The organism is Pseudomonas sp. LJDD11, from assembly GCF_024584215.1.
In the GTDB taxonomy this organism is placed as follows: Bacteria; Pseudomonadota; Gammaproteobacteria; order Pseudomonadales; family Pseudomonadaceae; genus Aquipseudomonas.
On record NZ_JANJFL010000045.1, the window covers coordinates 1 to 22058 of the forward strand.

19 protein-coding genes are annotated in these 22058 nt (G+C 61.0%); 17 read left to right on the top strand and 2 right to left on the bottom strand.

Annotated elements, in window-relative coordinates:
* Positions 1-175 precede the first annotated feature (175 nt).
* Both rhtA and NRB16_RS28090 read left to right on the top strand, forming a co-directional pair.
* Positions 176-1063, top strand: a complete 888-nt coding sequence (rhtA, locus tag NRB16_RS28085) for a threonine/homoserine exporter RhtA (RefSeq protein ID WP_253117951.1) — start codon at positions 176-178, stop codon at positions 1061-1063.
* 161 nt (positions 1064-1224) lie between these two features.
* On the top strand, positions 1225-1515 hold the full coding sequence (locus NRB16_RS28090) for a hypothetical protein (protein ID WP_045493217.1): 291 nt from the start codon (positions 1225-1227) through the stop codon (positions 1513-1515).
* A gap of 18 nt (positions 1516-1533) precedes the next feature.
* Here the strand turns inward: NRB16_RS28090 and NRB16_RS28095 are convergent, their stop codons facing one another.
* Both NRB16_RS28095 and NRB16_RS28100 read right to left on the bottom strand, forming a co-directional pair.
* Complete coding sequence (locus tag NRB16_RS28095) at positions 1534-3342, bottom strand: aminopeptidase P family protein (protein ID WP_253141367.1); 1809 nt, start codon at positions 3340-3342, stop codon at positions 1534-1536.
* 100 nt (positions 3343-3442) lie between these two features.
* Positions 3443-4621 carry a cysteine desulfurase family protein gene (locus tag NRB16_RS28100; protein WP_257107484.1) on the bottom strand — a complete coding sequence of 393 codons (1179 nt, stop codon included), beginning with the start codon at positions 4619-4621 and terminating at the stop codon, positions 3443-3445.
* Between the two features lie 795 nt (positions 4622-5416).
* Here NRB16_RS28100 and NRB16_RS28105 point away from each other — a divergent pair.
* The 15 genes from NRB16_RS28105 to ssuE all read left to right on the top strand — a co-directional run bounded on the left by NRB16_RS28105 (position 5417) and on the right by ssuE (position 21862).
* Entirely contained in the window at positions 5417-6220 is an 804-nt protein-coding gene (locus NRB16_RS28105; RefSeq protein ID WP_257107485.1) for a hypothetical protein, read from the top strand.
* Positions 6213-7325, top strand: a complete 1113-nt coding sequence (locus NRB16_RS28110; RefSeq protein WP_045493227.1) for a DegT/DnrJ/EryC1/StrS aminotransferase family protein — start codon at positions 6213-6215, stop codon at positions 7323-7325. The genes NRB16_RS28105 and NRB16_RS28110 overlap by 8 nt, the downstream gene beginning before the upstream one ends.
* 5 nt (positions 7326-7330) lie before the next feature.
* Positions 7331-8827, top strand: coding sequence for a lipopolysaccharide biosynthesis protein (locus NRB16_RS28115; RefSeq protein ID WP_257107486.1), 1497 nt, complete (start codon positions 7331-7333; stop codon positions 8825-8827).
* Between the two features lie 3 nt (positions 8828-8830).
* Complete coding sequence (locus tag NRB16_RS28120; RefSeq protein WP_045493233.1) at positions 8831-9766, top strand: glycosyltransferase; 936 nt, start codon at positions 8831-8833, stop codon at positions 9764-9766.
* Positions 9756-10211, top strand: coding sequence for a low molecular weight protein-tyrosine-phosphatase (locus tag NRB16_RS28125; protein WP_045493236.1), 456 nt, complete (start codon positions 9756-9758; stop codon positions 10209-10211). Before NRB16_RS28120 ends, NRB16_RS28125 begins: the two co-directional genes overlap by 11 nt.
* Positions 10208-12424, top strand: coding sequence for a polysaccharide biosynthesis tyrosine autokinase (locus NRB16_RS28130; RefSeq protein ID WP_045493239.1), 2217 nt, complete (start codon positions 10208-10210; stop codon positions 12422-12424). The genes NRB16_RS28125 and NRB16_RS28130 overlap by 4 nt, the downstream gene beginning before the upstream one ends.
* Positions 12425-12454: 30 nt before the next feature.
* Positions 12455-13237, top strand: coding sequence for a WbqC family protein (locus NRB16_RS28135; protein ID WP_045493242.1), 783 nt, complete (start codon positions 12455-12457; stop codon positions 13235-13237).
* A gap of 4 nt (positions 13238-13241) precedes the next feature.
* A complete protein-coding gene (gene rfaH, locus NRB16_RS28140) occupies positions 13242-13727 on the top strand; it encodes a transcription/translation regulatory transformer protein RfaH (RefSeq protein WP_045493245.1) in 486 nt (161 codons plus the stop codon).
* A gap of 161 nt (positions 13728-13888) precedes the next feature.
* Complete coding sequence (locus NRB16_RS28145) at positions 13889-14890, top strand: glycosyltransferase (protein WP_045493247.1); 1002 nt, start codon at positions 13889-13891, stop codon at positions 14888-14890.
* On the top strand, positions 14887-16116 hold the full coding sequence (locus tag NRB16_RS28150) for a glycosyltransferase family 4 protein (protein WP_045493249.1): 1230 nt from the start codon (positions 14887-14889) through the stop codon (positions 16114-16116). The genes NRB16_RS28145 and NRB16_RS28150 overlap by 4 nt, the downstream gene beginning before the upstream one ends.
* A gap of 65 nt (positions 16117-16181) precedes the next feature.
* The gene (locus tag NRB16_RS28155; protein ID WP_045493251.1) at positions 16182-17267 is read left to right on the top strand and encodes a glycosyltransferase family 1 protein; all 1086 of its coding nucleotides are present in this window, start codon (positions 16182-16184) and stop codon (positions 17265-17267) included.
* 70 nt (positions 17268-17337) lie between these two features.
* The gene (locus NRB16_RS28160) at positions 17338-18543 is read left to right on the top strand and encodes a glycosyltransferase family 4 protein (protein WP_257107487.1); all 1206 of its coding nucleotides are present in this window, start codon (positions 17338-17340) and stop codon (positions 18541-18543) included.
* 9 nt (positions 18544-18552) lie between these two features.
* Positions 18553-19956, top strand: a complete 1404-nt coding sequence (locus NRB16_RS28165; RefSeq protein ID WP_045493255.1) for an undecaprenyl-phosphate glucose phosphotransferase — start codon at positions 18553-18555, stop codon at positions 19954-19956.
* A 39-nt stretch (positions 19957-19995) separates the two neighbouring features.
* Positions 19996-21084: a polysaccharide biosynthesis/export family protein gene (locus NRB16_RS28170; protein WP_045493258.1), complete on the top strand. Its 1089-nt coding sequence runs from the start codon at positions 19996-19998 to the stop codon at positions 21082-21084.
* A 196-nt stretch (positions 21085-21280) separates the two neighbouring features.
* Positions 21281-21862 (top strand): NADPH-dependent FMN reductase, encoded by a 582-nt coding sequence (ssuE, locus tag NRB16_RS28175; RefSeq protein ID WP_045493261.1) that lies wholly within the window; start codon positions 21281-21283, stop codon positions 21860-21862.
* Positions 21863-22058 lie beyond the last annotated feature (196 nt).

Here is a 22058-nt window from a genome sequence, read left to right on the forward strand (position 1 = left end):
GTTTCTCGTTCATTCCGCGTTGGAAGTGGTGCGCATTATAAGGACATCTGAAACCCCGTCAACCGTTAATTCCATTTTGTTTCAAAATTAAATAGCTGCGCATTATATTGCACACTTCTGCATTGTTACGCATCATGCTCATCAGTGATCCATCCTTATCCTGTTCGAGCCTGTCATGACCACTTCATCCCGTAGCCTCGCCCCCCTACTCTTCCCGCTGGGATTGCTGTTGATCGCGATGGCTTCGATCCAGACCGGCGCATCCCTGGCCAAGAGTCTTTTTCCTGCTGTAGGCGCACAAGGCACAACGACTCTGCGCCTGATATTCGCCGCCATCATCATGATCCTGGTGCTGCGCCCCTGGCGTGCGCGTCTTACCGCCCAGTCCATTCCGGCCATTATTCTTTATGGCGTGGCGCTGGGCGGAATGAACCTGCTCTTCTATATGTCGTTGCGCAGCGTACCGTTAGGCATTGCCGTGGCACTGGAACTTACCGGCCCGCTAACTGTGGCGCTGCTCGCTTCGCGCAAGCTGGTCGACTTTCTCTGGATCGGCCTGGCGATTCTTGGCTTGCTGCTGCTTATACCGGGTAGCGAGTCAGCCGCCAGCCTTGATCCATTCGGCGCCGCCTGCGCACTGGGTGCCGGCGCCTGCTGGGCAGCTTATATCGTGTTCGGCCAGAAGGCCGGTGAGCATAACGGCGTGCAGACTGCCGCACTTGGGGTAATTGTGGCCGCGATGTTCGTTGCCCCGTTCGGTATCGCGCATGCGGGCTCTGCATTACTGGATATTTCACTACTGCCCGCGGCCATCGGGGTGGCCATCCTCTCCACAGCCCTTCCTTACAGTCTGGAGATGGTCGCCCTGACCCGCATGTCGGCGCGAACCTTTGGCACCCTGGCCAGTCTGGAGCCGGTATTTGCCGCACTTTCCGGCATGGTCTTTCTCCATGAGCAATTGTCACTGCTGCAATGGTTGGCCATCGGCGCCATTATCCTGGCTTCTATAGGCGTCACGCTGTCGACGGCCCCGGACCAGCCCAAACTGGTACCGGCTGACTGAGTGCTGAGCATGCAGGGCTAGTATTTATCTCGCACATGAGACATGTTTAGGCCATCTCTGGTACGGTTTATTCATATGGATGAACTGACCACGGTGAAAGCCATCGAATGTCCACGCCAGCTTCAATGCAGGCTCAACCAGGTGACCGGTTAAGGAGCGGGATGAAATACATCGTTATCGTACTGGCGCTCGTGGCCGTGGCAGGCTGCGCAGCCACCAGCGCACCGGTCAAGAAGACCAAACGCGGCATTCATATCAATTGCTCGGGCCTGTCGTCCTCTTGGGACAGGTGCTACGAACAAGCGACCAATGTCTGCGAGTCGACCGAGTACCGGGTCATCGCCAAGTCTGGCGATGCCGTCGAAGATCCAGGCGATTACCCCTTCGGCCTCAATCCCGCCGGCTACACCAGCCGCAGCATGATCATCATCTGCAAGAAACCCCGCCTTTAGTCTGGCGGTGCCGCTGTCTCAGACAGCGGCAGTACGCGCCCTCAACCATGCCAGCCCAGCCCCCTGCAGCAAGGGGCTCAGCCGCTCGTTAACGTGAGCATGGTAGGCATTGAGCCAGCCTTTTTCTTCAGCGCTGAGCATACCCAGGTCCAGGCAACGGGTGTCGATCGGGCACAGGGTCAGGGTTTCAAAACGCAGGAACTCGCCAAACTCGCTTTGCCCCGCCGGCTGATTAATCACCAGATTCTCGATTCTCACGCCCCACCGCCCCGGCCGATAAGTACCAGGTTCAATGGAGGTAATCATGCCCGGCAGCATGGCGGTCTGCGGCGTCGCCGGTGCCTGGTAGGCGATCACTTGCGGCCCTTCATGAACGTTCAGGAAGTACCCGACCCCGTGCCCGGTTCCATGACCATAGTTCACCTCATCAGCCCAGATGGGCGCCCGCGCAATCGCGTCCAGCAAAGGCGACAGGATGCCTTTGGGAAAATGCGCCCGTGACAGGGCAATCACGCCCTTGAGTACTCGACTGCAATCGCGCTTCTGTTCGGCACTCAGCCGACCGACAGGAACCATCCGGGTAATGTCGGTGGTGCCCCCCAGGTACTGACCACCCGAGTCGATCAGCAACAGGCCATCGCCTTCGATCTGCGCAAACGCCGCCTCGCTAGCGCGGTAATGCGGCATGGCCCCATTGCCATTGAATCCGGCAATCGTGGCGAAGCTGGGGCAGATGTAACCAGGACGACGCTTACGGGCCAGACTCAGTTGCTCATCGATATCAAGCTCACTGACCGGCTCACGCCCCAGCGCACCGTCCAGCCAGGCAAAGAATTCGCACAGTGCTGCGCCGTCCTGCTCCATGACTCGACGAATATGCCGCGTGTCCTCAGCGTTCTTCTGCGCCTTGAACAGGGTGGTCGGGTTCAGCGCTTCGACCAGACTGACTTGTGCATCCAGATAGTCGAGCAGACCGCAGGTCACCTTCGCAGGGTCCAAAAGCAACCGCGCATCGCCCGGCACTTCACGCAAGGCCGCACCAATCTGGGTGTACTCCAGTAACGACACACCGTCGCGCTCCAGGCTTTCGCGCACAAACTTGCTGACCTTGTCGCCTGCGACAAACAGCGTGACGCTGTTCGGTCCGATCAGCGCAAAACAGATGAACACCGGGTTATAGGAGACATCCGAGCCCCTCAGGTTAAACAGCCAGGCGATGTCATCCAGGGTCGCAATGAAATGCCAGTCGGCATCGCGTTCGAGCATGCTCTTGCGCAACCGCTCGATCTTGTCGCGACGGCTCTCGCTGGCCTGGGGCGGCAAATGCTCATACACCGGGTTGGCCGGCAGCGCCGGGCGATCCCGCCACAGCTCGTTGAGCAGGTCCATATCGGTACGCAGGCGGGCACCACGCTCATAGAGCTTGCTGGCCAACGCCCGCGAAGAGGCCACCGCCAGCACCGTACCGTCGACTGCTACCACACTGTCGGCGACCGCCTGATCAGCCAGCCACTCCAACGGGCCTTGCTGGCCGGGCAACAGCTTGACCAGTTCGACACCACTGCCAGCCAGCTCCTTTTCGGCCTGCTCCCAGTAGCGACTGTCGACCCACAACCCGGCGAAATCATGGGTGATAACCAGCGTGCCAACCGAACCGTTGAATCCGCAAAGCCATTGCCGGCCTTGCCAGTAGCCCGGCAGGTATTCAGAGAGATGCGGATCAGCCGACGGCACCAACCACGCGTCGATTCCTTCACGACTCATCAACGCCCGCGCGCTGGCCAGACGTTGCGCCGCCACTCCCTTGGCATGGGTTTGTGTACTCATTGCTACTCCTGCTGACCCGTTCGATTCAGGTCAGATAATGGAGCAGGTCTTAGAGGGTGTCTACAAAATGGCTGCGCTCGCCGATTCTGTAGCCTCCCGCTCAGGCATGGGCAACCGCCCAGAACGGCGCCGGCCGCAACGCATCGCGAATCAGCCCGGCAACCCGTTCGATATCCGCCGCCTGGGTGAAACGCCCCAAGCTCAGGCGGATGGTCTGTGCAGCGCGCTGCGCATCGTATCCCAGCGCCGACAAGACATGGGACGGAGCGCTGCTGGCCGAATTGCACGCCGAGGTCGAAGAAAACGCCAACGATTGTCCCAGTGCGGCGACATCCAGGTCCAGATGAGTAAAGGTCAAGCTCAAGGTATGCGGTATACGTTGCTCGCGGCTGCCGTTAATGACCAGCCCGGGAACGTCTGCCAGCAATTCGCACAAGCGCCGGTTCAACTGCCATGTGTCGGCAATCTCCTGTTCCAGATGTTCGCCAGCCAGAGCGAAAGCGCTGCCCATTCCGGCAATCTGGTGGGTCGCCAGAGTACCGGAGCGCAAGCCCTGCTCATGGCCGCCACCGTGAATCTGCGCCAGTACCCGCTGCTCGGCACGCGGTCCGACATACAGCGCGCCGATACCTTTGGGCCCGTAAATCTTGTGCGCTGAAAACGACATCAGATCGACCTCCAGTACGCTCAGATCAATCGCCAACTTGCCCGCCGCCTGAGCCGCATCGACGTGCAGCAAGGCGCCATGGGCGCGCACCCGGCGACCGGTCTCGGCGATGTCATTGACCGTGCCCAGTTCATTGTTGACCAGCATCAGCGAGACCAGCAGCGTGTCTTCACGCAGCGCGGCGCTGACCGCCTCGGGAGTGATCAGCCCGTCCGCGTCAGGGACCAGGTAAGTCACCTCAAAGCCCTGCCCCTGAAGGTATTGGGCAGTATCGAGAATGGCTTTGTGCTCAATCTGGCTGGTGATGATATGCCCGCCGGCGCGACCCTGGCGCTGACGCCAGGCTTGCGCTGCGCCCTTAAGTGCCAGATTGTTGGATTCGGTGGCCCCGGAGGTCCAGATGATCTGGCCGGCGCTGGCGCCCACCAGTGTCGCGACCTGTTGGCGGGCCAGTTCGACCGTTTGCCGTGCTGCCCGCCCGAACCGGTGAGAACTGGAAGCCGGATTACCAAAAGTGCCTGATTGGCCCAGACACGAAACAATCACCTGAATGACCCGCTCGTCCACAGGCGTGGTGGCGGCATAATCGAAATACAGTGCGTTATCGCTCATGAACATCCCTCTAGAATGCACGATCTGGCTCGGCAGATCGTTTCCAGGGCCGGCTCACGTTACAGAGGTTGCGTGATACCCGACCCATCTAACCATGGGTTCATGATGCACCAGACCGAATAGAACTAAAAATTATTAATTTGAATTAATTAATAACCAAATCACATATAAAAATACTCATTATCCCGCCAACTTGATCAACAGACCGATTCAAGGCGTACCGCAAGACTGTCAAGTCATCAATAAAACCGGCAGTAAACCGGACAGTTAAAAGTCGACACAGGGGCGCCAAAAAAACAACACATGTTTTTTGACACCTTTAAAATCAATCGGTTACCTGAAAGTCATGTTTTTTATCAGAAACAAAACAGGATTTTGACGAAATAATTTGACAGATCCTCAGACGGCCCCAATATATAGGTCTGTCTGACCACACCTGGCTTGTATGCCAATGCCACAGAGCATTGCATTGATGTGGTCGTATTGACCCCTACATGGTTGTATTCCCGTATTCCGGTTGTTTCCAGGGTGCTATTGGCGCCACTGGATGTCTGTCAACTCGCATACCCCTTATTGAACTGCTGACTCTGTTCGGTGTGGCGGTAGCTTTGCCTGGAGTTTTCCCATTGCTCGGACATTTCTGAGCGATTGACAAGGACTGGTTACACCTATTCACGCCTCCCCCCGAAGCATTGAGCTTCGGGCGGTAGCGTGCCCAGACAAATGCTCGATGAACCAGGCCATGGCGCCAATGTATTTGGTTTTTCGCCTCCTCCTACCCAGAGGTGTGAACGAATGCCGTCTACTTTTGCAGCTGTTTCTGAACCGATCAGACAATTGGCCCGCAGCATTGATACTCAGGGCTACGCCTGTATCGAGAGTCTGTTGAGCCACGATGACCTGACACAACTGCGCGCCTTTACCGACCAGCAGGCCCAGCGGCATGCCGGGGAGTATTTCGCCTGTCATGGAGAACAGGCACTGGCAGGTTGTTCACTGCTGCAGATGTGCTCCAGCCCGACCCTGCAACAATTGCTCGCCGACCTTTACTGCCTGGCTGCCGGCCAGCAAAGCGTAGGCCAGAGCATCTTTCCGGTCTTGCGTTGCGTGCAAGGCAACCAAGGGCGTCGGGAGTCGAACTGCTTTCACTTCGATGCCAGCCTGGTCACGGTGCTCATCCCCATCTACATCCCGGATGAAGGCCAGCAGCGTGGCGACCTGATGATGTTTCCCAACCTGCGTAGCGCCTCGCGTTCGTTGCTGGTCAATGTGCTGCACAAGATGCTGCTGCAAAACGCCATAACCCGCAGCTTGCTGGCATGGGCAATCCGCCTGGGCTGGCTCAAGCCGCTGATCGTGCAATTGGTCCCCGGCAGCATTTACCTGTTCTGGGGCTACCGATCGCTGCATGCCAACCAGCCGTGCAGCCCCGGCGTTATCCGCGCCACCGCCATTTTGCACTTCGGCGACCCGCACCACGGCAGCCTCATTACCCGTCTGATCCGGCGCATTACCGAACGCCGGGCCATGCGGGTCAGCGCTCAGGCCCTCACGCCTGACGCTTCTTCAGCCCGACAACACGGAGGTTCAGATGATTAACGTGACCAAGACGTACCTTGGCGACATCGACAAGTTCAAGCGCTACGTCGAAGGGATCTACAGCCGTGGCTGGCTGACCAATCACGGGCCACTGCTGATGGAACTGCAAGCCCGGCTGCGCGACTACCTGGGCGTGCGTCACGTGATCCTCACCAACAACGGCACCCTGGCCTTGCAAATCGCCTACCGCGCACTGAACCTGACCGGCAGTGCCGTCACCACCCCGTTCAGCTTCGTCGCCACCACCAGCTCATTACAGTGGGAAGGCATCCGCCCGTTATTCTCCGATATCGACCCACAGACCTGGAACCTCTCCCCGGCGCACATCGAACAAGCCATCGAAGCCGACACCAGCGCCATCGTTGCCACCCATGTGTTTGGCAACCCGTGTGACGTCGAGGCGATTGACAGCATTGCCCGCCGGCGCAACCTGAAAGTCATCTACGACGGTGCTCATGCCTTCGCGGTGCGCCACGCCGGGCAATCGGTGTACCGCTGGGGTGACATCAGCACCTTGAGTTTTCATGCCACCAAGCTGTTTCACACCATCGAAGGCGGCGCCATCGTCACTGACGATGACGAGGTGGCGCGGCGGGTCATGCTGCTGTGCAACTTCGGCATCGCCAATGTCGACCGCATCGAGGGCATCGGCATCAATGCCAAGCTCAACGAATTCTCCGCCGCCATGGGCCTGTGCATCCTCGACGATATCGACAACATCCTGGAAGCCCGTGCCGAAATCGCCTGGCGCTATAACAGCCGCTTGCGCGACTACATGGACCTGCAGAGCGCCCAGGCCGACAGCCAGTTGAACAACAGCTACTTCCCGGTGGCCCTGCGCGACGAGCAGCAACTGCTCAAGGCGCGTACGGCGCTCAACGCCAACGGCATCAATCCGCGCCGTTACTTCTACCCCAGCCTCGACACGCTGGAATATCTCCAGCCACAAGCCGGCCAACCCATCGCCCGCGCCCTGAGCGAGCGGGTGCTATGCCTGCCGATCTACCCAGGCCTGCACCCGCAAGAGCAGCAACAAGTGATCCAGACCCTGCTCGAAACCTGCAGTCCAGAGGCTGCCGGCTCCGCCGTGGCCCAGGTCGGGTGACAGCCATGTCGGTCATGCGCAATACGCTGTTCAACTATGCCGGGCAAGCCTACGTGCTGCTGGTCGGCATTGCTGTAATGCCGTTCTACCTGGCGCATCTGGGGGCAGAGGCCTATGGCCTGATCGGCTTCTTCACGGTGTTGCAAGCCTGGTTGCAATTGCTCGACGCCGGCCTGTCACCGAGCCTGGTACGCGCCGTCACCCAACAACCGGCAGACGCTGCCGGTCGCCAGGCAAGCGGGCGGCTGCTGCGCTCGTTCGAGCTGCTGTTCGTGCCGCTGACCGTCGCTTGCGCGCTGGCCGTGCACCTGGCCAGTGCGTGGCTGGCCAGCCAATGGCTGAACGCACAAGAGCTCTCGGCGCAGACTGTCAGCGACTGCATTAGCCTGATGGGCGTGATTATCGCGCTGCGCCTGTACGCGACCCTGTATCGCAGCGGGCTACAGGGCCTGGAACAGCACGCCTGGCTGAACGCCGCCAATGTGCTGGTCGCGACCCTGCGTTATTTCGGTGCCCTGCTGCTGGTCAGCCTGTGGTCGCAAGAGGTACGCGATTTTTTCCTGTTCCAGGTACTGGTCAGCCTGCTGGAAAGCTTGCTGTTCGCGGTGCGAGCCTGGCGGCAAATGCCTGCCGGCCTGGCCGGTTTCGATGCCGCGCTGGTCAGGCCGCTCATGCCGTTCGCCGCCAGCCTGTCGTTCACCGCGATCCTGTGGATCGTGCTGACCCAACTGGACAAGGTGTTGTTGGCCGAGCGTCTGCCGCTCGATGAATACGGCTACTTCGCGCTGATTGCACTGATCGCCACCGGCCTGCTGACCCTGACCAACCCGCTGGTGCAGATCCTGCTGCCGCGCCTGGCACGGTTGATGGCCGAGAACCGCGAAGCGGACATGCACCGGCTGTTTCTTGATGCCCACCGGTTTGTCTGCACCCTGCTGTTTCCTCTGGCCGGGATCATCGCCCTGCATGGCCAGGCGCTGATCTATGCCTGGACCGGCGACCTGCAGGCCGCCCGCTGGAGCCAGCCGGTGCTGGGCTGGTACGTGCTGGGCAGCGCGATCATGGCCATCAGCGGCTTTCAGTTTTACCTGCAATACGCCTACGGGCAGATCCGCCTGCACGTCACCTACAGCCTGGTTTGCGCCGTCATCAGCGTGCCGCTGACGGTCTGGGCCATCCATGAACTGGGCGTGCTCGGTGCAGCGCTGAGCTGGGCCGGCCTGCGTCTGGTGTCACTGGCGATCTGGCCGCTGATCGTCCACCGCCGCCTGGCGCCTGCCCTGCATGGGCCGTGGCTGCGCGACCTGCTGCGGATCAGCCTGATGACCTTGCTCGGCCTGACGCTGAGTGCGCCGCTGTTCGAACTGATTGCCGGCCCTGATCGTTTCAGCGTGGTCCTTGCGCTGGCGCTCTGCGGTTTGCTGACCCTGTTGCCGGTGACCCTCAGTCATCGCCCGCTGCTGCACAAGATCTATCTAACGTTGAGCAAACCGAGTACCTGAGCCATGGATGCCATTGCCCGTCATACGCGCCACGAATCGTCCCAGCCACCGTTGTTGAGCATTGTCTGCCCGACCTATAACCAGGAAGCGTTCATCGCCCAGACCCTGGATGGATTTCTGGCGCAGCAGACCGATTTCAACTTCGAGATCCTCATCAACGACGATGCCTCGACTGACAACACCGCGCGGATCATCGCGCAATACGCCGAGCGCTATGCGCACATCATCCGGCCGTTTTATCAGAGCGAAAATCAGTTTCGGCTCGGCAAGCCCTGTGTGCCCGAATTGTTTGTCAAAGCGCGGGGCCGCTATATCGCGTTCTGTGAAGGTGATGACTACTGGACCGACCCGCGCAAACTTCAGTTGCAGGTGGATTTTCTGGAGCGCCACCCCGACTACGTGATCACCTACCACGACGCGATTGCCTTCGATGACAAGGGCCAGTACGGCGTGCAACTGCAAGGTAAATTGCGCGGCGATGCCACTGCGCTGGAGCTGCAAAAGGCCCGGCCCATATCGACCCTGACCACCTGTTTTCGCAATGTGCTGAGCAGCATGCCGCCAGAGTTGCAGATGCGCGTCGCACCGCTCAACGACCTGTGCTGGTGGTCGCTGCTCGGCGCCTATGGCAAAGGCAAGTTCATGGCGCAAATCAAACCGGCGGCCTACCGCCTGCACCCTGGCGGGATCTTTTCGATGCGCAGCGACAAGCGCAAGTTGCACATGAGCCTGCAGACCAGCTCAAGCCTGGCCAACTACTACCACCGCCTCGGCAACCAGGCGCTGTATGAGCACTTCCTGATCCAGAGTGTCTGCCTGTCGCTGTCTGCCTTGTCGCCGCGCCACAAGGTCCAGGCCCTGCTGCGGGTGGCACGCAACTTCGTTGTCAACCTTGGCCGGCGCCTGCGTCCACAACCGGCCAAAGCCCATGTTCAGTGAACTGCTGGTGGTCTGCGTCGGCAACATCTGCCGCAGCCCCATGGCCGAGGCCATTCTGCGTGACCGGCTGGCAGACCGGCCGATCTCGATCCGCTCGGCCGGCCTGCACGCGCTGACCGGCGCACCGATCGATGGCCTGGCCAGGGAAGTACTGGACCTTCACGGCCTTGAGCTGCCCGGCCATCGCTCGCAGCAGGTGGACCGGCAAATGTTGCGCCGTGCCGACCTGATCCTGTCGATGGAGCAACCGCACCTGGCCAGTCTGTTTCGTCTGGCCCCGGAGGTGCGCGGCAAGACCTTCCTGATCGGCCAGTGGCAGCACGCGGCAGAAATCGTCGACCCCTATAAGCGCCCCAGAGCGGCGTTCGAACAGACCTACACGCATCTGTCGCGCTGCGTCGATGACTGGCTTCCTTATATTCAGTCAGGAGATCCGAACCAATGACTGTCATGAACCGCTCCACCCTGGACCACTACCAGGACACCCGGATCGACCTGACCACCCTGTTACACCTGTTGCTCGACCACAAGCGCCTGATTTTCTGGCTGACCGGCATGTTCTTGGTGCTCGGCGTACTGTACGTGGTGCTCGCCACACCGGTGTACCAGGCCTCGGCGATGATCCAGATCGAACCGCGCAAGGTTGGTATCGAAGGCGTGCCGGAGGTCAGCAACAAACCGATGTCGGCCTCCCAGGCCACCACCGAGATCGAGCTGATCAAATCCCGCGCGCTGCTGGTCAAGGTGGTCGATGACCTGCGCCTGAACATCGAGGCAACCCCCGACCACGTGCCGGTCATCGGCGCCTGGCTGGCGCGTAATTTCCAGCCCCAGTACCAAGGGCAACTGGCCGAACCGCTGTTTGGCCTCGATAGCTATGCATGGGGCGGGGAAAAGCTCGATATTTTCCAGCTCACAGTGCCCGAGGCGTTGCTGGGTGAGGCATTGAAACTGGTGGCCGGCAAAACCGGTGAGTACAGCCTGTATGACGCCGACGGCAATCTGCTGCTCAATGGCGCGGTACGACGCACCAGCCTGGGCCATGGTGTGATCATGCAGGTCGCCGAACTCAACGCCCGTCCCGGCACCGAGTTCAGCGTGTCGCGTCAGCGCACCCTGAGCAGCGCGCTGCTCTGGCAGGATCGCCTGAAGATCATCGAGGCCGGCAAGGACTCGGGCATCATCTACCTCTCTCTGCAGGACCCGGACGCCGAGAAAGCCAACCGCATTCTCAACGAGGTCAGCCGCCTGTATGTGCGCCAGAATGTCGAGCGCAGTTCGGCCGAAGCCGCGCAGCGGCTGGAGTTTCTTCGCTCGCAATTGCCGATGGTGCGCAAGCAACTCGAAGAAGCCGAGACCGCTCTGCAGAAATTCCAGACCAGCGCCCGCTCGGTGGACCTGTCCATTGAAACCAAAGGCGTGCTCGATCAGGTCGTGGAGATGGACAACCGGCTCTCGGAGCTCAAGCTCAAACGCGTCGAGCTGGAGCGTCTTTACACCCGCGAGCACCCCACCTACCGCAGCTTGATGAGCCAGATCGGCCAACTGGAAGGCCAGAAGCAGATCCTGCTGAAAAAGATCGACAGCCTGCCCCAGTCACAGCAAGAACTGTTGCGCCTGACCCGCGACATGCAGGTCATCAGTCAGACCTACACCCTGATGCTCAACAAGAGCCAGGAACAGGACATCCTGCGCGCCGGCAGCATCGGCAACGTACGTATCATCGACAATGCCGACACCAACATCGAGAAACCCGTCAAGCCAATGAAGAAACTGCTGGTGCTGGTCGCCACCCTGTGTGGCGCCCTGCTGGCGGTGATCATCATTTTTATCCGCCAGGCGTTCTATCGCGGCATCGAAAACCCCGATCTGATCGAAAACCTCGGCATGCCGGTGTACGCCTCGCTGCCGTTCTCGCGCCAGCAAGAGCGTCTGGATAAAACCGCCAACGCGGCGGGCTTGCCCCGCGAGTCGCGCCTGCTCAGCACCCGCGCCCCGGAAGAACTGGCCCTGGAATCCTTGCGCAGCCTGCGCACCAGCCTGCATTTTGCGATGCTCGAAGCGCGCAACAATGTGCTGATGATCACCAGCCCCCTGCCCGGCGCCGGCAAGTCGTTCGTCTCCGCCAACCTGGCGGTGATCATTGCCCAGACCGGCAAGCGGGTCCTGCTGATCGACGCCGACATGCGCAGGGGCTACCTGCACAAGGTACTGGGCCTGCAACCGCGCCACGGGCTGTCTGACACCCTGGCAGCAAGGCTCAAGTACACCGAGGTCATTCACCACACCGAAGTCCGTCACCTGGACTTCATTTCCTGTGGCTTCGCGGCGCCAAACCCGTCGGAATTGCTGATGCACGACAACTTCAACCGGATGCTCGGCGAGCTATCGCCGCAGTACGACCTGATCATCATCGACACCCCGCCGATCCTCGCCGTGACCGACGGCACCCTGGTCGGCCGCCAGGCCGGCACTTGCCTGCTGGTGGCACGTTTCGGCCTGACCACCACCCGCGAACTGGAAGCCTGCAAACGCCGCCTCAACCAGAACGGCATCGTCATCAAGGGCGCGATTTTCAACGCAGTGGTGCGCAAGGCCTCCACCGCCGAATACGACTGCACGACCTACGGCTACAGCTACCACCCGGTTCAAAAATAAACCGGCCTGCGACGAACAAGGAGCTTTACCATGACCAGGACCATCGCAATGATGCAGCCGTACCTGTTTCCCTATCTGGGCTATTTCCAGCTCATCGCCACCGCCGATGTATTCGTACTGGGCGATGACCTGCAATACATCCGCGCCGGCTGGGTCAACCGTAACCGTATCCTCTGCGAAGGCCAGCCACGGCTGATGACTTTTGCAGTCAAAAAGGACCGCTTCGAGCTGCCCATCATGCAGCGCCAACTGGCCGACAGTTTTTTCGAGAACGACGCGCCGCGGCTGGTCAACCTGCTCGTTCACAGCTACCGCAAGGCACCTTACTTCAGTGAGGTCATGCCGCTGCTGGAGCGGCTGATCCGCTTCCCCCAACACAATCTGGCCCTGTATGCAGAAAACGCCCTGCGTGAAATCTGCGCTTACCTACAGATCAGCACGCCGATCCTGCGCGGCTCAAACCTCACCCTTAGCGCCTGCACGGACAAGCAGGAGCGGGTCATCAACATCGCCCACACCTTTTCGGCAGGCACCTTCCTCAATCCGATTGGCGGCCTTGAGCTGTACGACCGTGAGCGCTTCGCCCGCAACGGCCTGCAACTGCGCTTCTTCACCATGAACCCGATCAGCTATGCACAGCTCAAGCATGAGTTCGTGCCCAACCTGTCGATCATCGATGTGCTGATGTTCAATAGCGTCGAGCAGGTGCAGGCGCTGCTCGGCAACTTCAGTGTGAGTGAGGGCGGTGCTGCCAACGACCCGTGCATGGACGCCGATATCGTGCCGTTCAGCTCACAGCTTGCCGGGGAGTGATTGCATGACGACTCTCGCCGTCCCCGCCCGCTGGTACCTGATCCAGACCCGCCCACGCCAGGAAGCCCGTGCCCTGGAGCATCTGCAGCGCCAGCAGTTCGAGTGCTATCAGCCGCTGACCAATAACACGGCCCGCCCCGAAACCCTGTTTCCCGGCTATCTGTTCATCCGCATGGACCAGATGCAGGACAACTGGTACCCGATTCGCTCCACCCGTGGCGTGTCGCGAATCGTGACGTTCGGTAGCCAGCCGACCCCGGTAAGCGATGAACTGATCGAACAGATCCGCCAGCGCCTGGCCGGTCAGACACCGCACTCAAGCTTCAACCAAGGTGACCCGGTGCTGATCCGCAGCCGCAGCTTCTGTGACGTGGAAGCCATTTTTCTGGCCTTCGACGGCACCGAACGGGCCGTGATCCTGCTTAACCTGATGCAGCGCCAGCACCGGGTCGTCCTGCCGCTCAACGAGTTGGCGCGTGTACCGGCCTGAAGCCTGCGGATTTGTCGGCTGGATTGCTTCTCTGTAGGAGCGACCTTGGTCGCGAATGCTATTGGCCAGGCGCCACAAATGTCGTGACTGCAATTGCCTCTTCGCGAGCAAGTTCGCTCCTACAGCAAATCACCACCCTCGCCTTTACAACGGAATGTCCCATGTCCAAGCAGACCACGCTGGTGACCCTGACCTACGGGGATCGCTACAGCTATTTGCATACGCTGATCAGCCGCTCGCTGGCAAACCCCTTGATCGAGCGGGTCATTGTGGTCAGTAACGCCTCGACGGCGCCGCTGCACAAATTGACCGAACAGTGGCCCGAGCAGGTTCGGGTGATCCACCTTGAGCACAACACCGGCTCGGCCAACGGCTACGCCATAGGGATTCAGGCCGCGCTGCAGGCCGGTGGCGAGTACCTGTGGTTGATGGACGACGACAATGCGCCGACGCCCAATGCCGTGGAAGTGCTGCATGACCGGCTACAACGCCTGATCCAGGCGCACGACGCCGACAACACCGCAGTGCTCGGCTTTCGCCCTACCCATCAGGCCGACATTGCCACCGGCGTGCCGCAGCGTTTTGCCCTGCAGAAGCGCTCAAGCTTTCTGGGTTTTCATATCGCTCAGGTGCCGTACAAACTCTGGCGGCGCTTGCCGTGGGGACGACCACGGCTCAGTGCTGGCCTGCCTTCGCTGGTGCAACTGCCGTTTGCCACGTACGGCGGTCTGCTGGCCCATCACAGCCTGTACCGCAAGATCGGTCTGCCGCTCGATGCCTTGAAGCTGTACGCCGACGACAACGAATACACCTGGCGCATCACCGCCAATGGCGGACGCTTGTTTCTGGTGCCCGAAGCGCTGCTCGACGACCTGGAGCATTCCTGGAACATCAAGCAACGCACCAGCAATGTCTACGAGAGTTACCTGCTCGGCGATTCCGACCTGCGCGCCTACTACGGTGCACGTAATCAGGCCTGGTTTGACAAGAACATCTGGGTCAGTTCGCCGTTGCTCTACCAGCTCAATCGCTGGTTGTTCCTGCGCCTGCTGCGGGTCTTCGCCCGCCGCTGCGATGCCGGCCCGCGTCTGAAACTGCTCGAACAGGCGATTGCCGATGGCGAGTCGGGGCTGTTGGGCCTGAACCGGTCCTATCCGCTATGAAGCTTCTGTTTCTCAGCAGCCTGTATGCCCCGGACATTGGCGGCGGTGCAGAAATCATCCTGCAACGCACTGTCGAAGGGTTGCAGGCGCGCGGCCATAACGTACGGGTGCTGGTCACGGGTGCCAAAGCCGGCCTGTATCAGGAAGAGGTCAATCAGGTCAGGGTCTACCGCGCCGGCCTGCGCAATTTCTACTGGCACTTCACTCAGCGCCGTCCAGGTCGGCTGGCACGCCTTGGCTGGCACCTGCGTGACCGCTACAACAGCGGCATGCGCGAGCACCTCAAGCGGGTCATCAAGCTCGAACAACCCGACCTGGTGGTCTGCCATAACCTCACCGGCTGGTCGGTCTCGGCCTGGGATGAAATCAGCCATAACAACCTGCCCATCGTTCAGGTGTTACATGACCTGTACCTGCTGTGCCCGAGCAGCACCATGTTCAAGCAAGGCCGTGACTGCCAGCAGCGCTGTGGAATGTGCGTGCAGTTTCGCAAGGGGCACGCCGAACGCTCGACGCAGGTCGACAGCGTGGTCGCGGTCAGCCGCTTCATGCTCGACCGGCTGCGTAACCATGGCTACTTCAAGGGCGCGAGCTGTCAGGTGATCTATAACGCCAGCCCGTTTCCAGCGCCCTTGCCGGCCTGGTCGCCGAGCCGCAGTGCGCAAGCACCGCTGCGCTTCGGTTATCTGGGCACGCTGTCAGAGCCCAAGGGCGTGGGCTGGCTGATCGAGCAGTTCAAGCGCCTGCCGTTCGACGCCACGCTCGATATCGCCGGGCGCGGCCAAGTGGCCGATGAACAGCGCTTCAAGGCCATGGCCGGCAATAGCGAGAGGATCCGTTTTGTCGGCTATCAGCAACCGGAACGGTTCTACGCCGGAATCGATGTGGCGGTGGTGCCTTCGACCTGGAGCGAGCCATTCGGCATGGTCGCCGTAGAAGCCTGCGCTCATTCGCGGCCGGTGATCGCCAGTCGTATGGGCGGCCTGACGGAGATCATCCAGGACCAGCTCAATGGCCTGCTGTGCAGCCCGGACGACCCCGACTCACTGGGCCTGGCGATGCTCAAACTGCACCAGCAACCGCAACTACTGGCCCGCCTCAGCGCTCAGGCGCGCAGCAGCGTTGCCGCGCTACTCGACCTGGAGTTGATGCTCGACAGCTACGAACGCCTGTTCATCCAGACCCTGCAAGGGCGCATGGCCCTGCCCCAGCCACATCCGATCTGACGCCCGCGACACAGCCCGTCAAGGCTCTGACATTCATCCGCTTCATCACTTTGCAGGCCCCTGCGATGATCGTTATCAATGCCCGTTTTCTGACTCAGGACACCTGCGGTGTGCAACGCTACGCCGAGCAGATCTGCCTGGCGCTGCGCCAACTGCGCGACGATCTGGTCTTCGTCGCCCCGCACGGTATCAAAAACCACGCCAGCGCCCAGGCCTTGCAGGTGCAGTGCATCGGCCGCCACCAAGGCCATTTGTGGGAACAGCTTGACCTGCCGCTGTACCTGCGGCGCAACGGCAATCCGCTGCTGCTGTCACTGAGCAACAGCAACCCGATGTTCTACCGCAATCAGGTTGCCACCCACCACGACATCACCTACGTTCGCCATCCGCAAAGCTATAGCTGGCGCTATCGCGCAGCCTACCGGACGATCATGCCGATCCTGCTGTCGCGGGTCCGCGCACTGGTCACCAACAGCGAGTTCTCCAAAAGTGAAATAGCCGGATTTTACCGGCTGCCCAAAGAGCGCATCCTGATTCTGTCAGCCGCCGTCAGCGAGCAGTTCATGCCCGCCGCCAGCCAACCGGAACAGCCCTACCTGCTGGCGGTCTCCTCACCCAATCTGCACAAGAACTTCAGGCGCATGATCCAGGCGTTCCTGAGCCTGCGCGGCCAGCCAGACCTGCAACTGCACATCGTCGGCAGCGCCAACAGCCTGTTCGCTGACCCGGACCTGCAACAACTGGCCTGCCGCGACCCACGCATCCGTTTTCTCGGCCGCCTCGAAGATGCCGAGCTGATCGCCCAGTACCAGGGTGCCACGGCATTCGTGTTTCCTTCACTGTACGAAGGTTTCGGCATCCCGCCACTTGAGGCCCAGGCCTGTGGCTGCCCGGTGCTGGCGTCCAGCGCCGCGTCGATTCCGGAAGTGCTGCGCGACAGCGCGCTGTACTTCGACCCGCTGGATGTCCAACAGATGGCCGCCGCCATGCAGCGGCTGCTCAATGAGGCGGATCTGCGCCAGTTCCTGCGCCGCAAGGGCCTGGCCAACGTTGCGCGCTTCAGTTGGCGCCACTCAGCGCTGCGGCTGTCGCAACGGCTCGACCAGCTCCCCGAACCTGGCGTGCAACGCAGCAGCCTGCCGCGCACCTGACCCCAAGCCCTGAGATCCGGCTGCACGCTGTTCGCATCGCCGCTCACTCGCCACCGCTCAAGGAAGACCCATGAAAATCGCAATCGTCCACGACTGGCTGGTGACCTACGCCGGCGCCGAACGCGTATTGGCCTCGCTGCTCAAGGTCTGGCCGCAAGCCGATCTGTTTGCCGTGATCGACTTCCTCAGCGACCGTGACCGTGCCCAACTGGGCGGCAAAGTCGCCACCACCAGCTTCATCCAGAAACTGCCCGGTGCACGCAAGCACTACCAGCGCTATCTGCCGCTGATGCCGATGGCCATCGAGCAACTGGACCTGTCTGGCTACGATCTGGTGATCAGCAGCAGCCATGCGGTCGCCAAAGGGGTGTTGACTGGCCCGGATCAGTTGCACGTCAGCTATGTGCATTCACCGATTCGTTATGCCTGGGACCTGCAACATCAATACCTGCGTGAGTCAGGCCTCGACAAGGGGTTCAAGGGCACTCTGGCGCGGATGGTCCTGCACTACATCCGCATGTGGGACCAGCGCAGCGCTGCCGGGGTCGATGAGTTCATTGCCAACTCGGCGTTCATCGGCGCGCGCATCGACAAAGCCTATCGGCGCTCGTCCACTGTGATTTATCCGCCTGTGGACACTCTGCACTACACCCCGCTGGGGCTGCGCGATGACTACTATTTCACCGCCTCGCGCATGGTGCCTTACAAGCGCCTGCCGATGATCGTCGAGGCATTCGCCAACATGCCGGACAAACGTCTGGTGGTGGTCGGCGACGGTCCGGAAATGCCGCGCTGCCAGGCCATCAACGCCCCCAACGTCACGCTGCTCGGCTACCAGCCGGCGGCGGTAATGCTGGAGCACATGCGCGCCGCGAAAGCCTTTGTGTTTGCCGCCGAAGAAGACTTCGGCATCAGCCCGGTCGAGGCCCAGGCCTGCGGCACCCCGGTGATCGCCTACGGCAAGGGCGGGGTGCTGGAAACCGTGCTGGGGCTGGACCATCCAACCCCGACCGGGGTGCTGTATGACCGCCAGGACGCCGCGTCATTAATAGCCGCCGTTGGCCAGTTCGAAAGCACTCAGGGGCGGATCAGCGCCAGCGCCTGCCGCTTCAATGCCGAGCGTTTTTCCACGGAGCGCTTTGAACAGCAGATCAAGGCCCTGGTTGACGCCCGCCTGGCCAGTGCCCGGCAACAGCGCCCCAACCTGCTGGACTGGCGCGCAGCTTCGCCTGACAGCGAGCTGGCCGCCCGCGTCGTACCGATCAAATCGGTCTGAGGGTGAACCATGGACACTCCGCTTCGCGGCATCTTACATGCCCATCAATCGCTGCTGTCAGTCGCCCACCGCCTGCTGGATCTGCTGGTCATCGTGCTGATCGGCTATTGGCAACACCAGCAGCAAGCGTTGTTTGGGCCTACCGAAAGCTGGCTGCAGATTCTTATGGCGGTGCTGGGCTTTCACTGGCTCAGCGAATTTCACCAGTTGTACGGATCCTGGCGTGGCGAGCGTATTTTCGGCGAACTGGCCAAGGTCTTCACCTGGTGGTCACTGAGCTTTGTCAGCTTGCTCTCGATGGATTACCTGTTGCTCGACGGCCAGGCATTGCCAACGCCCCAACAGATGACCTGGTTCGCCCTGGTGCTGGCGACCCTGTGCGGTTATCGGGTGCTGATTCGTCAAGTGCTGCACGCCTTGCGCCGACACGGTTTCAATACCCGCCGGGTGGCCATCGTCGGCACCGGCCAGGTCGGTGCCAGCCTGGCCCGCTCGATTGCCGATGCGCCGTGGATGGGCCTGAAACTGCTGGGCTTCTATGACAGCCACCCGCAGCAGATGGACCTCGACAGCAAGGGTTCGCGGCTGCTGGTGCTGGGTGACCTTGAGCAATTGATCATTGATGCCCGTCAGGGCCGCATCGACAAGGTCTACATCACCCAGGCCGAACCCCACCTGCGCGAGCTGATTACCGGGCTGTCCGACACCACCGTCTCGGTGTACCTGATCCCGGATGTGTTCACGTTCGAGCTGTTGCATGCGCGCAGCGAGAGCATCAACGGCCTGCCCACCATCAGCATTTTCGACTCGCCCATGGAGGGAGCGCTGGGTTTGGTCAAACGTGCCGAAGACGTGATCCTGGCCAGCCTGATCCTGCTGCTGATCGCGCTGCCGCTGCTGGTCATCGCCGCTGCGATCAAGCTCACCTCCAAAGGCCCGGTGCTGTTTCGCCAACGCCGCTACGGGCTGGACGGCCGGCCGATCATGGTCTGGAAATTTCGCAGCATGACCGTCCAGGAAAACGGCGACGAGGTCCGCCAGGCAACCCGCAATGACGCCCGTGTCACGCCGCTGGGCGGCTTTCTGCGGCGCACTTCGCTGGATGAACTGCCGCAGTTTTTCAACGTCCTGCGCGGTGACATGTCCATCGTCGGGCCGCGCCCCCACGCCGTGGCGCACAACGAGCAATACCGCAAGCAGGTCAGCCGTTACATGTTGCGCCACAAGGTCAAGCCGGGGATCACCGGCTGGGCTCAGGTCAATGGCTGGCGCGGTGAAACCGACACCCTGGACAAGATGCGCAAGCGCGTCGAGTTCGACCTGCAGTACATCCAGCAGTGGTCGCTGTGGCTGGACCTGAAAATCATCCTGCTGACCCTGTTCAAGGGCTTTCTCAACAAGAACGCCTTCTGACCCCACCCCACCGCGTATTCTCAGGAAGGAAACCTCCCTATGTATCGATCGCCCGTCGCCGCACTGCTGTTTGCCCTGCTCCTGCAAGGTTGCGCATTCGCCCCCGGCCAGCATATGAGCCTCAGTGATGTCGAAGCCGATGACCCTGACGGCCCCAAGGCCAGACTGGTCAACATCACCCCGCAGAGCCTGGCGCAGCAGCAACAGGTCGCCCTGGCCAATGGCAAGCCGCTACCGGCGCAGCTGTTGAACTACACCACCCCGGAGTATCTGGTGGGGCCGGGCGATACCTTGCTGGTGACCGTGTTCGAACATCCGGAACTGACCGCGCCGGGCTCGCAGGACCAGCTCGATGCCAATACCCGTGAAGTCCAGGGCGACGGTACTCTGTACTTCCCGTATGTCGGGCGTATCCAGGCAGCCGGCAGATCCGTGCGGCAGATCCGCGATCAACTGCGCATGGGCCTGTCGCCGCAGTACACCGAGGTCAAGGTCGATGTGAAGGTGCTGCGCTACAACAGCCAGCGGGTGCTGCTGTCCGGCTCGTTTCGCAATCCCGGGCAACAGTCGATCACTAACATTCCATTGAGCCTGGTGCAGGCGGTCAGTACCGCAGGCATCGACAGCAGCGATGCCGACCTGGCCAGCCTGACCCTGCGCCGTGACGGCACCGATTATCAGATCGACATCGACGCGCTCAACCGCAAGGGCTCGCAACTGGGGCGCATCTATCTCAAAGACGGCGATCATCTGCACCTGAACAGCAACTCGAAAAACCGCATCTATGTGCTGGGTGAGGTGCGCAACCCGCAGGTGCTGTCATTCGGCACCACCCAGGTGACCTTGCTGGAAGCCTTGGGCAACTCCGGCGGCCTGAGCCCGGACAGCGCCGACGGTGATGCGGTGTATGTGATTCGCGGCGTGGACAATCAGGCCAATGCCGAATCGACGGTCTACCACCTCAACGCCAAGAAGCCTACCGCGTACCTGCTGGCCCGCCAGTTCGAACTCAAGGCCCAGGATGTGGTGTTCGTAGGCCCGGCGAACATTACCCGCTGGAGCCGCTTCATCAGCCAGTTGCTCGGCTCGGCGAGTGTCGTGCAGACCGGCGCGGCGTTTCGTAACTGACCGGGCATTGCGTTAGGCGCAAGTGTTGCTGAGGCAACAGTGCTTCGACACTGCTGTGTTGCTCCAGCACCAATCCAGCCTGCAAACAACCCTCCAGCGGTCATGAAATGCCTTGTGTCAGCTCAGTGGCAATGAGTCTCGCAAGCTGGCACACAAGCTGCTTTGCGTATGGACGCTTATTGCAAGGAATCTCTCGATGTTGGTTGTTTCACTCTCAGGCAGTCCCTCTCCTACTTCGCGTTCGGGCGTGGTACTGGCACATGCCGGTAACTGGCTCAAAGCCCACGGCGTGGATGTCACCACCGTACGGGTGCGTGACTTCAATGCTGAAGATCTACTGTGGGCGCGCTTTGACAGCCCGCCAGTGCAGGCCTTTATCGAGGCCGTGCGCCAAGCGGACGGGTTGTTGATTGCAACCCCGGTGTACAAGGCATCGTTTGCCGGAGCCTTGAAGACGCTGCTGGATCTGTTGCCGGAGCGGGCGCTGTTGGGCAAGGTGGTGTTGCCGCTGGCGACCGGTGGCAGTATTGCCCATATGCTGGCGGTTGATTACGCGCTCAAGCCGGTGTTGTCAGCGCTCAAGTCCCAGGAGGTCCTGCACGGGATCTTCGCGATCGACAGCCAGATCAGCTACGGCGATGTGCCTGAGGGCGGCGTGCTGGATGAGGTGCTGACCGGGCGACTCCATGAAGGGCTGGAGCATTTTCTACGCGGCTTGCAGCATCGGTTGCATACGCGCAAAAAGGCGGTTGGCGCGCATTTGCAACTGGCGCTTTGATTTACAAGAACTCTTTCGATCGATGGAAAATCCTTTATCGCGGTGGCTGGGCTGCAGGTTTCGCCCTGCTGGGCGAGTTCCTTTGTCTTGGCAAAGGAACCAAACCGCTTGCTCCGGTCTTGGCCCCGCCCTTGTGGGGGGGGGTCCCTCGCTCCCGCGCCCCATCACCCGTACGCGCTGGTGTGCCCCCCATGGC

Bases quoted from the DNA above. Each gene is read 5' to 3' on its own strand.
- rhtA (WP_253117951.1), top strand. From the start codon at position 176: ATGACCACTTCATCCCGTAGCCTCGCCCCCCTACTCTTCCCGCTGGGA.
- NRB16_RS28090 (WP_045493217.1), top strand. From the start codon at position 1,225: ATGAAATACATCGTTATCGTACTGGCGCTCGTGGCCGTGGCAGGCTGC.
- NRB16_RS28095 (WP_253141367.1), bottom strand. From the start codon at position 3,342: ATGAGTACACAAACCCATGCCAAGGGAGTGGCGGCGCAACGTCTGGCC.
- NRB16_RS28100 (WP_257107484.1), bottom strand. From the start codon at position 4,621: ATGAGCGATAACGCACTGTATTTCGATTATGCCGCCACCACGCCTGTG.
- NRB16_RS28105 (WP_257107485.1), top strand. From the start codon at position 5,417: ATGCCGTCTACTTTTGCAGCTGTTTCTGAACCGATCAGACAATTGGCC.
- NRB16_RS28110 (WP_045493227.1), top strand. From the start codon at position 6,213: ATGATTAACGTGACCAAGACGTACCTTGGCGACATCGACAAGTTCAAG.
- NRB16_RS28115 (WP_257107486.1), top strand. From the start codon at position 7,331: ATGTCGGTCATGCGCAATACGCTGTTCAACTATGCCGGGCAAGCCTAC.
- NRB16_RS28120 (WP_045493233.1), top strand. From the start codon at position 8,831: ATGGATGCCATTGCCCGTCATACGCGCCACGAATCGTCCCAGCCACCG.
- NRB16_RS28125 (WP_045493236.1), top strand. From the start codon at position 9,756: ATGTTCAGTGAACTGCTGGTGGTCTGCGTCGGCAACATCTGCCGCAGC.
- NRB16_RS28130 (WP_045493239.1), top strand. From the start codon at position 10,208: ATGACTGTCATGAACCGCTCCACCCTGGACCACTACCAGGACACCCGG.
- NRB16_RS28135 (WP_045493242.1), top strand. From the start codon at position 12,455: ATGACCAGGACCATCGCAATGATGCAGCCGTACCTGTTTCCCTATCTG.
- rfaH (WP_045493245.1), top strand. From the start codon at position 13,242: ATGACGACTCTCGCCGTCCCCGCCCGCTGGTACCTGATCCAGACCCGC.
- NRB16_RS28145 (WP_045493247.1), top strand. From the start codon at position 13,889: ATGTCCAAGCAGACCACGCTGGTGACCCTGACCTACGGGGATCGCTAC.
- NRB16_RS28150 (WP_045493249.1), top strand. From the start codon at position 14,887: ATGAAGCTTCTGTTTCTCAGCAGCCTGTATGCCCCGGACATTGGCGGC.
- NRB16_RS28155 (WP_045493251.1), top strand. From the start codon at position 16,182: ATGATCGTTATCAATGCCCGTTTTCTGACTCAGGACACCTGCGGTGTG.
- NRB16_RS28160 (WP_257107487.1), top strand. From the start codon at position 17,338: ATGAAAATCGCAATCGTCCACGACTGGCTGGTGACCTACGCCGGCGCC.
- NRB16_RS28165 (WP_045493255.1), top strand. From the start codon at position 18,553: ATGGACACTCCGCTTCGCGGCATCTTACATGCCCATCAATCGCTGCTG.
- NRB16_RS28170 (WP_045493258.1), top strand. From the start codon at position 19,996: ATGTATCGATCGCCCGTCGCCGCACTGCTGTTTGCCCTGCTCCTGCAA.
- ssuE (WP_045493261.1), top strand. From the start codon at position 21,281: ATGTTGGTTGTTTCACTCTCAGGCAGTCCCTCTCCTACTTCGCGTTCG.